Origin of the sequence: Streptomyces sp. NPDC002701, assembly GCF_042889045.1 — a bacterium.
In the GTDB taxonomy this organism is placed as follows: Bacteria; Actinomycetota; Actinomycetes; order Streptomycetales; family Streptomycetaceae; genus Streptomyces.
Genome location: NZ_JBIAQL010000019.1, coordinates 35,727 through 48,537, shown reverse-complemented (window position 1 = coordinate 48,537; position 12,811 = coordinate 35,727). Strand labels below are relative to the sequence as shown.

11 protein-coding genes are annotated in these 12,811 nt (G+C 72.1%); 3 read left to right on the top strand and 8 right to left on the bottom strand.

Going from position 1 to position 12,811, the window contains the following annotated elements; translation table 11 throughout:
- Positions 1–15 precede the first annotated feature (15 nt).
- Together ACFYXC_RS33225 and ACFYXC_RS33220 are read right to left on the bottom strand one after the other, a co-directional pair.
- Positions 16–1,896 carry a protein kinase gene (locus ACFYXC_RS33225; RefSeq protein ID WP_389555880.1) on the bottom strand — a complete coding sequence of 627 codons (1,881 nt, stop codon included), beginning with the start codon at positions 1,894–1,896 and terminating at the stop codon, positions 16–18.
- Positions 1,897–2,100: 204 nt separating this feature from the next.
- On the bottom strand, positions 2,101–2,982 hold the full coding sequence (locus ACFYXC_RS33220; protein WP_388921754.1) for a menaquinone biosynthetic enzyme MqnA/MqnD family protein: 882 nt from the start codon (positions 2,980–2,982) through the stop codon (positions 2,101–2,103).
- A 356-nt stretch (positions 2,983–3,338) separates the two neighbouring features.
- Between ACFYXC_RS33220 and ACFYXC_RS33215 the strand changes: the two genes are divergently transcribed.
- Positions 3,339–3,542: a cold-shock protein gene (locus tag ACFYXC_RS33215; RefSeq protein WP_033319512.1), complete on the top strand. Its 204-nt coding sequence runs from the start codon at positions 3,339–3,341 to the stop codon at positions 3,540–3,542.
- A 179-nt stretch (positions 3,543–3,721) separates the two neighbouring features.
- On the opposite strand, the gene ACFYXC_RS33210 is transcribed toward ACFYXC_RS33215, so the two are convergent.
- Positions 3,722–5,635: an AMP-dependent synthetase/ligase gene (locus ACFYXC_RS33210; RefSeq protein ID WP_389555878.1), complete on the bottom strand. Its 1,914-nt coding sequence runs from the start codon at positions 5,633–5,635 to the stop codon at positions 3,722–3,724.
- A 269-nt stretch (positions 5,636–5,904) separates the two neighbouring features.
- Positions 5,905–7,233: an acetyl-CoA C-acetyltransferase gene (locus tag ACFYXC_RS33205; RefSeq protein ID WP_389555876.1), complete on the bottom strand. Its 1,329-nt coding sequence runs from the start codon at positions 7,231–7,233 to the stop codon at positions 5,905–5,907.
- A gap of 109 nt (positions 7,234–7,342) precedes the next feature.
- On the opposite strand from ACFYXC_RS33205, the gene ACFYXC_RS33200 reads away from it, so the two are divergent.
- Positions 7,343–8,725: a 3-oxoacyl-ACP reductase gene (locus ACFYXC_RS33200; protein WP_389555874.1), complete on the top strand. Its 1,383-nt coding sequence runs from the start codon at positions 7,343–7,345 to the stop codon at positions 8,723–8,725.
- Between the two features lie 146 nt (positions 8,726–8,871).
- Entirely contained in the window at positions 8,872–9,780 is a 909-nt protein-coding gene (locus tag ACFYXC_RS33195) for a MaoC family dehydratase (protein WP_389555872.1), read from the top strand.
- Here ACFYXC_RS33195 and ACFYXC_RS33190 read toward each other — a convergent pair whose 3' ends face one another.
- The 4 genes from ACFYXC_RS33190 to mqnE all read right to left on the bottom strand — a co-directional run bounded on the left by ACFYXC_RS33190 (position 9,781) and on the right by mqnE (position 12,778).
- Positions 9,781–10,440, bottom strand: a complete 660-nt coding sequence (locus tag ACFYXC_RS33190) for a TetR/AcrR family transcriptional regulator (RefSeq protein WP_388921740.1) — start codon at positions 10,438–10,440, stop codon at positions 9,781–9,783.
- A gap of 122 nt (positions 10,441–10,562) precedes the next feature.
- Positions 10,563–10,865 carry a DUF4229 domain-containing protein gene (locus ACFYXC_RS33185; protein WP_388921737.1) on the bottom strand — a complete coding sequence of 101 codons (303 nt, stop codon included), beginning with the start codon at positions 10,863–10,865 and terminating at the stop codon, positions 10,563–10,565.
- Positions 10,866–10,964: 99 nt separating this feature from the next.
- The gene (locus tag ACFYXC_RS33180) at positions 10,965–11,498 is read right to left on the bottom strand and encodes a GNAT family N-acetyltransferase (protein WP_389555870.1); all 534 of its coding nucleotides are present in this window, start codon (positions 11,496–11,498) and stop codon (positions 10,965–10,967) included.
- A gap of 116 nt (positions 11,499–11,614) precedes the next feature.
- Positions 11,615–12,778, bottom strand: coding sequence for an aminofutalosine synthase MqnE (gene mqnE / locus ACFYXC_RS33175; protein ID WP_388921731.1), 1,164 nt, complete (start codon positions 12,776–12,778; stop codon positions 11,615–11,617).
- Between the last annotated feature and the right edge of the window lie 33 nt (positions 12,779–12,811).

Here is a 12,811-nt window from a genome sequence, read left to right as displayed (position 1 = left end):
GACGGGGGCGGCCCGCTACTCGACCTTCGACATGCGGGCCACCGGGTCCCCCGCCTTCGCGTTGTCCGTCTCGTAGCGCAGGTCGTCGCCGACCGGGATCAGCCGGACCTCGTGCCGGCCCGTCGTGCACTCCGACGTGGTGGACGGCTTGGCCACACTCGTGGCGACCAGTTGCTTCGCGCCGACCTCCTTGAGGAAGAGGTCGGTGTCGCAGATGCCGCCGATGAGGTCGGTCTGGCGGAAGCTGCCGAGCAGGTCGCCCCGTTCGGCCTGGCGGACCGTGACACGGAACGAGCCCATGGGCAGCTTGCCGTCCAGGGCGAAGCCGTCGCCCTCCCAGGTACCGAGGTAGGACCTGGGCACGGTGGCGGGTGCGCTCCCGTCGGCGGTGGGAGGGGCGCTGGTCCCGGCGGAAGCAGAGGCAGAAGCGGAGGCGGAGGGGGCCGGGGCGGCGGGCCCCGCGTCGCTGCTGTCGTCCGAGTCGCCGCCCGGCAGCAGGTCGAACACGACCACCGAGCCGAACGTCACCGCCGCCAGGGCACCGGCCACCGCGAGGGCGATGCTGCAGCTCAGCCTGCGGCCACGGCCGCCCGCGCCCGGCACGGAGGTCGCCGACACACTGACGGACACCTTGCCGGCGCCGGCCGCGTCCCGCGGTTCCGGTACGTGGGTGGGGGCGCCGGGGCCCTGGTGCTCGGAGCCGGCCGTGTGCTGCCCGTCGCGCGCGACGGGCAGGTGGGACGAGTACGGGGTGGAGGACGCGTACGACGGGTCGGGCGGCCCGAAGACCCCGGCCAAGGGAAGAGACCCGACCACGGGAAGGGACCCGGCAGCGGGCGGGGATCCGACAGCGGGCGGGGATCCGACAGCGGGCGGGGGTCCGGCGACGGGCAAGGACCCGGGCACGGGCGGGGCACCGGCACCGGCACCCGCCGCCTCCCCCACCGAAGGACTGCTGAAGCCCACCACTCCCGACGGTGGCTGCTCAGGTGTCTCCCCCGTCGCGTCCAGGTTCAGGAGGCGGACCGCACTCCGGCTGACCTGTTCCACCAGTGGCCCGGGAAGCCAGCCCGCCGCCACCAGCCGGGCCGCGCCGTCCGGGGCGAGCGCGGCTGCCACGGCCTCCGGGGACGGGCGGGCGGCCGGGTCCTTGGCCAGGCAGCCGGCCACCAGCTCCCGCAACTCGCCGGACAGGGCTCCGAGTTCGGGCTCCTCGTGGACCACCTTGTAGAGCAGCGCGGCCGAGGAGTCGCCGGGGAACGGGGACGAGCCCGTCGCCGCGTACGCCAGGACCGCGCCCAGCGAGAAGACGTCGGCCGCGCCCGTGACGCCCTTGCCGAGGATCTGCTCGGGCGCCATGTAGCCGGGCGAGCCGACGGAGACGCCGGTCGAGGTGAGGGAGGCCGTGCCGTCCGCCGCGCGGGCGATGCCGAAGTCGATGAGCAGCGGCCCGTCGAGGGTCAGCAGCACGTTCGACGGCTTGACGTCCCGGTGGACGAGGCCCAGGCCGTGCACGGCCGACAGCGCCTCGGCGAGACCGGCGCCGAGGACCCGTACGGAGTGGTCCGCGAGGGCGCCGGAGTCGGTGACCGCCGCGGTCAGCGTGGGGCCGGCGGCGTAGCCGGTCGCCACCCAGGGGACCGGGGCGTCCGGGTCCGCGTCGAGGACCGGGGCCGTGTACGCGGCGCCCACCCGTCGTGCGGCCTCCACCTCGCGGCGGAACCGGGCGCGGAACTCGTCGTCGAGCGCGAAGTGCGGATGCACGATCTTGACAGCGACGGTCCGGCCGCCCGCGCTGCGGCCCAGGTAGACGCGGCCCATCCCGCCGGAACCGAGCCGGCCGAGCAGCCGGTAGGGCCCCACGACGGTGGGTTCGCCGACGTCCAGCGGCCGCATCACCCGCACCTCCCCCGTACCCGTGCCCCTGCCCGTGTGCCCATACCCTGCGTGCCCCGTGCCCTGTATCCCCCGCACCCGTGTGCCTATGCAGGGTAGTGCCGGACGCCCCCGTGAGCCCCGGCGCGCACCTCCCGGAGGGATCGCACGGTCCCGGAAGGGTCACACGCCTCCCGGCGAGGCCGCACGCCGGCCGAAGGGTCCTCAGGGTTCCAGCAGGTCGACCCGGACGTCCGCGGGGAAGCCGGTGGTGGGCCCCACCCGCCGCGCGAACTCGGTGACCGCCTCCAGCTGCGGTGCGCCGAAGCGGAAGTCGAGCGTCGTGAAGTAGCGCTCCAGGACGCTCTCGTCGAAGGCTTCCCAGCGGGCCGCCTGCTCGGCGACCTTGCCGACCTCCTCCAGGGACAGGTCGCGGGAGGCGAGGAACGCCTCGTGGACCTTGCGGGTCAGGACCGGCTCCTGCTCCAGGTAGTCGCGGCGGGCCGCCCAGACCGCGAAGACGAAGGGCAGGCCCGTCCACTCCTTCCACAGCGCGCCGAGGTCGTGCACCTGCAGGCCGTAGCGCGGGCCGTCGAGCAGGTTGGCCCGCAGCGCGGCGTCACCGATCAGCACCGCCGCGTCCGCCTCCTGCATCATCAGGCTCAGGTCGGGCGGGCAGGTGTAGTAGGACGGCTCGACGCCGAACCGCTCCGACAGGAGGAGCTGCGCGAGGCGCACCGACGTGCGCGAGGTCGAGCCGAGGGCGACCCTGGCGCCGTCCAGCCGGTCCAGCGGAACCTGGGAGACGAGGACGCAGGACATCACCGGGCCGTCGCAGCCGACCGCGATGTCGGGGAAGGCGACCAGCTGGTCGGCGTGCTTGAGGAACTCGACCAGGGTGATGGGCCCGATGTCGAGATCGCCCCGTACGAGCTGCTCGCTGAGCTTCTCCGGGGTGTCCTTGGTGAGCTCGAAGTCGAGCAGTGTGCCCGTTCTCGCGAGTCCCCAGTACAGGGGCAGGCAGTTCAGGAACTGGATGTGGCCGACGCGCGGCCGGGAGCGGCGGGCGTCGGGACGCCCCTCGGATGACTCGGGAGAATTGTCCACATCGCGAGGCTAACCCGCATGGGGTACGGTGCAGGCTCCAGGGTCCCGGAGTGGTGCGGAACGCCTCTTGTGCCGTTCTGTCAAGCCCTGTGACGCCAAGTGATATCGCAACGTCAACCCTCCGGGGGACCCCGCCAAACCCGCGGGTGACGTGATCTTGCCCTCTATTGCGTTCGGCTGCCCTCGTGGGTAGTCTCTTCCGCACGTTGCAGTTTGGTTTCCCTTGCAGTACAGAGCCTGCGGAGCATGTGACCGCGGGCTCTCGTCTTTTTCAGAAGAATGCAGTTGTTTACAAGCTTTTGTTTACACCTTGCAGGTTCTGGAGCAGGGCAACCCTTTGGGCCCAAGGAGGGCTTATGGCTACCGGAACCGTGAAGTGGTTCAACGCCGAAAAGGGCTTTGGTTTCATCGCCCAGGAAGGCGGCGGCCCGGACGTCTTCGTCCACTACTCCGCGATCAACGCGAGCGGATTCCGCTCCCTCGAAGAGAACCAGGCGGTTACCTTCGACGTGACCCAGGGTCCGAAGGGCCCGCAGGCGGAGAACGTCACCCCCGTCTGATCCTTCGGCTGAGTCCAGGCTCCCCGAGCCAGACACTCTGATCCGGAACCTAGAAGCAAGACCCAAGGAGCCCCCACACCGTCAGGTGGAAGGGGCTCCTGCCTTTTCCCGACCGCGCTTTTTCCCGACCGCGCCCTCTCCCGGCCCTCCCTGTTCCCGATCCTCCCGGCCCCGCCCGCCTACATCGGCAGCGCCGTCTCGTACATCTCCTCGATCTGCCGGGCGAACTCCCGGGTCACCACCGCCCGGCGCAGCTTCATCGTCGGGGTCAGGTGGCCCGCCGCCTCCGTGAGGTTCAGGGGCAGCACGGTGAAGCGGCGGATCGATTCAGCACGGGAGACGAGGCGGTTGGCGTCGTCGACCGCCCGCTGGAGCACGGCCAGCAGTTCCGGGTCGGTGACCAGCGTGGCGACCGGGACCCGGCCCCTGCCGGTCATGCGGCACCAGTGGTCCATGCCCTCGGCGTCCAGGGTGACCAGCGCGGTGGCGTACGGGCGGTTGTCGCCGACGACGACGCACTGGTTGATGAGGGGATGGGCGCGCAGCCAGTCCTCCAGCGGCGCGGGGGCGATGTTCTTGCCGCTGGTGGTGATCAGGATGTCCTTCTTGCGGCCGGTGATCGTGAGGTAGCCGTCGTCGTCCAGCTCGCCGATGTCGCCGGTGGCGAACCAGCCGTCCTGGTCGGCCGGGAGCACCCCGCCCGCCTGCGGGTCCCAGTAGCCGCGGAACACCTGGTCGCCGCTGAGCAGCACCTCGCCGTCCTGGGCGATGCGGACGCGGGTGCCGGGCAGCGGCCAGCCGACCGTGCCGAGGCGGGGCCGGTGCGGGTAGGTGAGCGTCGCGGCGGCGGTGGACTCGGTGAGGCCGTAGCCCTCGTAGACCTGGATGCCGGCGCCCGCGTAGAAGGAGGCGAGGCGGCGGCCGAGCGGGGAGCCGCCGCAGACCACCTGGCGGACCTTGCCGCCGAGGGCCGCGCGGATGCGGCGGTAGACGAGCGGGTCGTAGAGGGCGCGGGCGGCCCGCAGTTTCGCGCCCGGTCCGTTCCCCGTGCCGTGCTGCTGGGCCTCCAGCGCCTCCCCGTAGCCGCGGGCCACCCGGGCGGCGCGGTCGAAGGAGGCGGCGCGGCCCATCTTCTCGGCGGTCGCGCGGCCGGTGTTGTAGACCTTCTCCAGCACGTACGGGATGGCCAGCAGGAAGGTCGGGCCGAAGCCCGCGAGGTCGGCCAGCAGCTCCTCCGTACGGATGCTCGGCGCATGGCCGAGGCGCACCCGGGCGCGCATGCAGGCGACGGCGACCATCCGGCCGAAGACGTGCGAGAGGGGGAGGTAGAGAAGCGTGGAGGCCGGCTCCTTGAAGGTGGACTTGAAGACGGGGTGGAGCAGTTCGACGGCGTTGTCGACCTCGGCGAAGAAATTGCCGTGGGTCAGCGCGCAGCCCTTGGGGCGCCCGGTGGTGCCGGAGGTGTACATGATCGTCGCGAGCGAGTCGGGGCCGAGCACCCCGCGGCGTACGGCGACCTCCTGGTCGGGGACGTCCCGGCCCAGTTCGGCGAGGCGGTCCGTGTGTCCCTTCTCGAAGATCCACATGTGCTGGACGTCGGGCAGCCGGTCGCGTTCAGGGCCGAGCGCGGCGGCCTGCGACACATGCTCGACGGCGATCGCCACCGCTCCCGAGTCCTGGAGGATCCAGCGCGTCTGGAAGACGGACGAGGTCGGGTAGACGGGGACGGTGACGAGGCCCGCGGCCCACGCGGCGAAGTCCAGCAGCGTCCACTCGTACGACGTACGGGCCATGATCGCGAGCCGGTCGCCCGGCATCAGGCCCTCCGCGACAAGCCCCTTGGCGACCGCGAGGACCTGGTCGGCGAACTCGGCCGCCGTGACGTCCGTCCACCGGCCGTCCGGGCCCTTGCGGCTGAGCACCGCGTCATCGGGCACCTGGTCGGCGTTGTCGAAGGGGATGTCCGCGAGGGAGCCGTGGGTCACGGGAAGGATCAGCGGCGGGACCGAGACCTCTCGGACGACCCCGTCCAGCCGCCTGACCTCGGGCTCGGGAAGGGCGGGCTGCGGACGGGATGAGGGATCGCGGGACACGGGCGGCTCCTTACTCTCGTGCTCAACCCATTACGGACCCGTGAGGTGGGGGGTTCACCTGGGAAAGTGGGGGGCTTGTGTGCGGAAGAGTGAGAAGTTGGTGCCTGTTCGGACGACTGTTCACCTTCTGGCCGTCTTTTCGCCCAACTCGCCTGTACGGCAGGGGTGTTGTGCGGACCTCGCGAACGCACGCCACCCCGGCCGCACGGACGGACGGGACGGACGTCACACCCGCCGCACGGACGGCCTGGACGAACCTCGCGCCCGCCTCACGGACGTTCGAGGATGGCCGTCACGCCCTGTCCGCCCGCCGCACAGATCGAGACGAGCCCGCGGCCGGGCCCCTCCCGCTCGGCGAGCAGCTTCGCCAGGGTGGCCACGATCCTCGCCCCGGTCGCCGCGAAGGGGTGGCCGGTGGCCAGTGACGAGCCCGCCACGTTCAGCCGGGCCCGGTCCACCTGGCCCAGCCCTCGCTTCTCCCAGGCCGCCAGGGTGGCGAGCACCTGGGACGCGAACGCCTCGTGCACCTCGACGAAGTCGAAGTCGCCGAGGCCGAGACCGGCCCGTTCCAGCATGCGCGGGACGGCGTGGGCCGGCGCCATCAGCAGCCCGTCCTCGCCACCCGCCACATCGCCCCCGACGAAGTCGACGGCCGCCGTCTCGTACGCCGTCAGGTACGCGAGCGGGGCCAGTCCGCGCTCCGACGCCCACTCCTGGCTCGCGAGCAGCACGACCGCCGCGCCGTCGGTCAGCGGCGTCGAGTTCCCGGCGGTCATGGTCGGTTCGGGGTCCCGCACGCCGAACACGGGCTTGAGGGTGGCCAGTTTGCCGACGGTGGAGCCGGGGCGGAGGTTCTGGTCGCGCTCCAGGCCCCGGAAGGGCACGACCAGGTCCGCGAAGAAGCCGCGGTCGTAGGCGGCGGCCAGCCGCTGGTGGCTCGTCGCCGCCAGTTCGTCCTGCGCCGCACGGCCGACGGCCCACGCGCGGGCGGTGACCGCCGCGTGCTCGCCCATGGACAGGCCGGTACGCGGCTCGGCGTTGCGCGGGATCTCCGGGACGAGGTGGCCCGGGCGGATGCGGGCCAGCGCCCGCAGCCGGGCGCCCGCCGATCCGGCGCGCCTGGCCTCCAGGAGGATGCGCCGCAGCGCGTCGTTCACGCCGAGCGGGGCGTCGCTGGCCGTGTCCGCGCCACCCGCGACGGCCGAGTCGGTCTGCCCGAGAGTGATCTTGTTGGCCGCGGCGATCACGGCCTGGAGACCGGTGCCGCACGCCTGCTGGATGTCGTAGGCGGGGGTGCGGGCGTCGAGCCGTGAGCCCAGCACCGTCTCGCGCGCGAGGTTGAAGTCGCGGCTGTGCTTGAGGACGGCCCCGGCCACCAACTCCCCGACCGCTCCGGGTCCTTCGAGTCCGTAGCGGTCCACGAGGCCGTCGACCGCGGCGGTCAGCATCTGCTGGTTCGAGGCCGTGGCGTACGGGCCGTCGGAGCGGGCGAAGGGGATGCGCGTGCCGCCGACGACCGCGACGGGGCGCGGCTGCGGCGCGCCGAAGGGGCGGGGCGCGTGCCCGGGGTGCGGTCCGCCGGGTCCAAGGGGACTCATCTCGACCTGCTCCTCACCGTGACGTAGGATTACCTCCGGTAACCTTACTCCACGGTAAGTCGGGGGTGAGCCGGGACCGAGCGCATCCGACCGAGCTGGGAGCTGAACCGTGGCCGACCGCTATCTGAGCCTCGCCGGCAGCGCGCCCGGCCGCTTCCTGACCCGGCGGCTCGGTCTGCCCCAGCCGGCGCGGCTCCGGCGGTGGAGCCCCGGACAGCCCACCCTGCAGGGCCGGTTGCTGCACCTCACCGCGGGCAAGTCGGACCTCGGCCTGGCTCCGCTCCTGACCCTGTGGGGACTGGACCTGGACCTCGTCCTGGCCCGCTCGGAACTGGACCTGGACCTGAGCGCGCATCCCGGCACGGGCACCGGCACCGGCGTGGATCCCGGCGCGGAGAACCCCGTCGCCGTCGTCCTGGACGCCACCGGTGTCCGTGACGTCGAGACGCTCGCCGAGGTGCACGCCGCCCTCCACCCCGTCGTCCGGTCGGTCGCCGAGAGCGGGCGGATCGTGGTGCTGGGCACGCCCCCGGACCCCGCCGACCACCACCGGGCCGCCGCGCAGCAGGCCCTCGAAGGGTTCGTACGGTCGCTCGGCAAGGAGATCGGGCGGGGCAGGACCGTGAACCTCGTACGGCTCACGGACGCCCGGACCGCCGAGTCGACGCTCCGCTTCCTGCTCTCGCCCAGGTCGGCGTACGTCAGCGGGCAGGTGATCGAGGTCGGCGACGGCGAGGTGAGCGCGCCCGACGACTGGCGCAGGCCCCTCGCCGGGCGGACCGCCCTGGTCACCGGTGCCGCGCGCGGGATCGGTGCGGCCGTCGCCGCGACGCTGGCACGGGACGGGGCGCGGGTGGTGTGCCTGGACGTGCCCGCCGCCGGGGCCGACCTGGCCGCGGTCGCCGAACGGCTCGACGGCCTCGCCCTGCCGCTGGACATCACCGCGGACGACGCGGGGGCGCGGATCGCCGCCGCGCTGCCCGAAGGGCTCGACGTCCTCGTCCACAACGCAGGCGTCACCCGGGACCGGCGGCTGGTCAACATGCCCGCCGAGCGCTGGAGTCCGGTGCTCGACGTCAACCTCGCGAGTGTGCTGCGCACGACCGACGACCTGCTCGGCGGCGGCACGCTCCGGGCGGGCGGGCGCGTCGTGGCCACCGCGTCCATCGCCGGGATCGCGGGGAACGCCGGCCAGACGAACTACGCCGCGTCCAAGGCGGGGATCGTCGGGCTCGTACGGTCCCTCGGGCCGCGGGCGCTCTCCGAGTACGGGGTGACGGTGAACGCCGTCGCGCCCGGGTTCATCGAGACGCGGATGACGGCCGCGGTGCCGCTGTTCATCCGCGAGGCGGGGCGGCGGATGAACTCGCTCGCGCAGGGCGGGCAGCCGGTGGATGTCGCCGAGACGACGGCCTGGCTCGCGAGTCCGGGATCGGGGACCGTGACCGGGCAGGTCGTACGGGTGTGTGGGCAGAGTCTGCTCGGGGCGTAGGCGCTCCGCTTCGATGTGCCGAAGGTCGCACAGTTCCCCGCGCCCCTGGACAGGGCGCCCTGTTCAGGGGCGCGAGGAACTGCGCGCTCACCCCCCACCGATCCGCAGGCGGAGCCCCCGACCGGGGCCGAGGAAGAGAGTCAGCGATGGATGACGTCATGGATGCCGTGCCGAGCCGGACCCTTACGCGACCGCCGTCCCTCTGGCCGCTGCTCGCCAGAGGGGCGTTTCTCTCGCCGTTCAAGCGGCCCCGGGCGGGAGTCACCGCTCCCCGTACCCAGCTGGTCCTGCCCGGTGTCCGGATCGACCTGGGCCGGCTCGCCGCGTACGAGCGGGTCTGCGGGTTCGGGGTGGGGGCGGACGAGCTGCCCCTCGCCTATCCACAGGTGCTCGGCTTCCCGGCCGCCATGCGGCTGATGAGCGCGCGGACGTTCCCGCTGCCGCTGCTCGGGCTGGTGCACACGTCCGTCGCGATCACCCGGCACAGGTCGCTGACGGCCACCGGTGTGTACGAACTCACCGTGCGCGTCGACGACTTGGTGCCCCACCGGCGCGGGACCGAGGCCGTTGTCGTGACCGAGGTGCGGGCGGCCGGGGACCTCGTGTGGGAGTCCCGCAGCACGTATCTGGCACGGCACCGCACGACTGCGGGGAGCACGGGCGAGAGGCCCGGCGGGAGCGTCGGCGGAAGCACCGGCGGGCAGCGGACGGCGGTGGCGGAGGGCGCGCCCCTGCCCGTCCTCGCCGAGTGGCAGCTCGGGGAGGACGTCGGTCGGCGGTACGGAGCCGCGTCCGGGGACCGCAATCCGATCCACCTGCACCCCCTCACCGCCCGGCTGTTCGGCTTCCCCCGGCCCATCGCGCACGGCATGTGGACCGTGGCACGCTGCCTCGCCGAGCACGGGACGCCTCAAGCGGCGGCGCTGCGGGCGGAGTTCAGGGCACCGGTACTGCTGCCGGGGACGGTGTCGTACGGGGCGAGGAACGGCCGCTTCGAGCTGCGCGGGGCCGGTGGCCGGCTGCACCTGGCCGGGGAGATACTGCCGCTGCCCTGATCAGGGTCGCGCCGCCGCCTCCGGGAGCTGCTCCCACGGGCGGCCCTCCATCAGGTCGCCGAGGCCCGCCCAGGCGAAGTTCATCAGGGTCGCGGCGGCCTGCCGGGCGGAGACCGCGGGGGTGGTGTTCGCCCACGCGGCGAGGGACTCGGCGGCGCCGACCAGGGCTTCCGCGAGACCCGCGACCTCGCGCTCGGGCAGCGACGGATCCCGGTGGGCCTCCCGGGCGGCGACCACGATCAGCTGGGTGACGAACGCCACGATCTCCTCGCGCATCGAGGTGATCTCGGCGGCGAACGGCTCGCCGTGCGTACGTGCCTGGAGGTGCAGCACCGCCCAGCCGTCCGGGTTCCGGGCGGTGTGGGTGAAGAACGCCAGCAGCCCTTCCCAGAGTTGCCGGTCCGCGGGCAGGTCCGGGCGGACTCCGGCGCGCACCGCCGCGGTCAGGGCCGCCGCCTCACGCCGGATGCACGCGGTGAACAGGTCTTCCTTGGAGTTCAGGTACAGGTAGACCAACGGCTTGGAGACGCCCGCCAGATCGGCGATCTCGTCCATCGACGCGGCCCGGTAGCCGCGCTGTCCGAAGGTCCGTACGGCGGCGTCCAGCATCTGCTGTTCACGCACGGCACGGGGCATCCGCTTGCTCTTCACTGCACCCATACGGGAAAGAGTATGTTCTGCGGGCGGCCGCGCCGGGCGGAGTGCGGCCCGTGGCCGACTTCAGGACCGCTTCAGGACGTCTGGCCCTTCAAGACGTCTGGCCCTTCAGGACGTCTGGCCCTTCAGGACGTCTGGCCCTGGGGCCTCGGCAGCTCGTCGGCCACCGCGTCCTCCTGGCTGCGGTTGGCCTCCAGGTTGGACTTGACCCGGTCGACGCGCTCGACGATCTGCACCGAGGCGCGGTCGCGCTCCTTGCGCAGGACGACGAAGCTGATGGGCGCCGAGACCAGCAGGGCAAGCATGACGACCCACATGCCGTTCGAGTCACCGAGGCCGCGCGGGGCGACGCCGGAGTAGACGAGGCCCCAGACGACCACGAGGCAGCCCACGAAGATACCGAGGCGCATCAGTGTGTAGCGGAGCATCTCAATCCACTCTTCCCGTTCCGAACGTTCCCCAAGACCACCGTCCAGTGAAGCACGCACGGGCGGCGATCTTGTAGGGGGGTGCCAGGGCGTTTCCCCTCAGCTGAGGCGGCCAAGCGACAGCAGCATCGTGATGTCGTCGCGGTCGTCGCCGGGCGCCACCCTGATCGCGTCCGGTACGCGGCCGACCTCCTTGTAACCGCAGGAGCCGTAGAAGCGCTCCAGACCCTCGCCGCCCCGGCAGGTGAGGCGTATCGCCTCGATGCCGTCGAGACCGCGGGCGGCGTCGGCGGCGGCCGCGAGGAGGTCGCGGCCGTAACCCCTGTTCTGGTGCCTGGGATGCACCATCACCGTGTAGAGCCACAGCCAGTGCGTCATGAGGCGGTGGGTGTTGAGGGTGAGGAAGGCCGTCGCCGCGACGGCCCCGTCCTCGTCGCGGCCGACGAGGAGTCTCGTGCGGCCCTCCGCCATCGCGACGAAGTGCCTGACCAATTCCGGCCGGATCGTCTCGGGGGAGACGGGAGGCACGAAGCCGACGGAGCCGCCCGCGTTGGTGACGTCCGCCCAGAGGGCACTGATGCCGTCCCGCAGAGCGGAGTCGACGGCGGGGTCGAACTCGAAGGTAAGGGCCATACAGTCAGGCTACCCATTACTTCAACGGTGGCTCAAGCGCCTGCCTCTGCCCCTGCGGCTCCCCGCGCCCCGGAAGAACGGGGCGCACCCCTTCCGAGGGCGGGCGAGCCCGGGGGTCAGAGCCGCATCGGCTGCGGGGTGTCCCGGCGGTCCGCGGCCGCGGGCTCGTACTCGCGGATGATCTCGTACCGCGTGTTCCGTTCCACCGGGCGGAATCCCGCGTCACGGATCAGGTCCAGCAGATCCTCACGCGTCAGCTTGTTCGGCGTGCCGTAGTTGTCGGCGTCGTGCGTGATCTTGTACTCCACGACCGACCCGTCCATGTCGTCCGCCCCGTGCTGCAGCGCGAGCTGGGCCGTCTGGACGCCGTGCATGACCCAGAAGACCTTGACGTGCGGCACGTTGTCGAACAGCAGCCGCGAGACCGCGAAGGTCTTGAGTGCCTCCGCGCCGGTGGCCATCTGCGTACGCGCCTGCAGCCGGTTGCGGACCTTGCCGTCCTTCATGTCCACGAAGTCGTGCTGGTAGCGCAGCGGGATGAAGACCTGGAAACCGCCGGTCTCGTCCTGCAGCTCACGCAGCCGCAGTACGTGGTCCACCCGGTGCCGCGGCTCCTCGATGTGCCCGTACAGCATCGTGCACGGGGTCTTCAGACCCTTCTCGTGCGCGAGCCGGTGGATGCGCGACCAGTCCTCCCAGTGGGTGCGGTGGTCGACGATGTGCTGCCGGACCTCCCAGTCGAAGATCTCCGCGCCGCCGCCGGTGAGGGACTCCAGTCCCGCGTCGATCAGCTCGTCCAGGATCTCGGACGCCGACAGCCCCGAGATCGTCTCGAAGTGGTGGATCTCGGTTGCCGTGAAAGCCTTCAGGGAGACGTTCGGCAGCGCCTTCTTCAGCTCGCTCAGCGAGCGCGGGTAGTACCGCCACGGCAGGTTCGGGTGCAGGCCGTTGACGATGTGCAGCTCGGTGAGGTTCTCGCCCTCCATCGCCTTGGCGAGCTTCACCGCCTCCTCGATGCGCATCGTGTACGCGTCCTTCTCGCCCGGCTTGCGCTGGAACGAGCAGTAGGCGCACGACGCCGTGCACACGTTCGTCATGTTGAGGTGGCGGTTGACGTTGAAGTGGACGACGTCACCGTTCTTGCGGGTGCGCACCTCGTGGGCGAGTCCGCCCAGCCAGGCCAGGTCGTCCGACTCGTAGAGCGCGATGCCGTCCTCGCGGGTCAGCCGCTCACCGGCCCGGACCTTGTCCTCCAGCTCGCGCTTGAGCCCGACGTCCATGCGTGCACCTCTCCCTGTGACTGGCCTGCTCAA

What these genes read in the sequence shown, in the direction of transcription:
- ACFYXC_RS33225 (WP_389555880.1), bottom strand. Translation starts at nt 1,896, where the DNA reads ATGCGGCCGCTGGACGTCGGCGAACCCACCGTCGTGGGGCCCTACCGG.
- ACFYXC_RS33215 (WP_033319512.1), top strand. Translation starts at nt 3,339, where the DNA reads ATGGCTACCGGAACCGTGAAGTGGTTCAACGCCGAAAAGGGCTTTGGT.
- ACFYXC_RS33205 (WP_389555876.1), bottom strand. Translation starts at nt 7,233, where the DNA reads ATGAGTCCCCTTGGACCCGGCGGACCGCACCCCGGGCACGCGCCCCGC.
- ACFYXC_RS33195 (WP_389555872.1), top strand. Translation starts at nt 8,872, where the DNA reads ATGGATGACGTCATGGATGCCGTGCCGAGCCGGACCCTTACGCGACCG.
- ACFYXC_RS33190 (WP_388921740.1), bottom strand. Translation starts at nt 10,440, where the DNA reads ATGGGTGCAGTGAAGAGCAAGCGGATGCCCCGTGCCGTGCGTGAACAG.
- ACFYXC_RS33185 (WP_388921737.1), bottom strand. Translation starts at nt 10,865, where the DNA reads ATGCTCCGCTACACACTGATGCGCCTCGGTATCTTCGTGGGCTGCCTC.
- ACFYXC_RS33180 (WP_389555870.1), bottom strand. Translation starts at nt 11,498, where the DNA reads ATGGCCCTTACCTTCGAGTTCGACCCCGCCGTCGACTCCGCTCTGCGG.
- mqnE (WP_388921731.1), bottom strand. Translation starts at nt 12,778, where the DNA reads ATGGACGTCGGGCTCAAGCGCGAGCTGGAGGACAAGGTCCGGGCCGGT.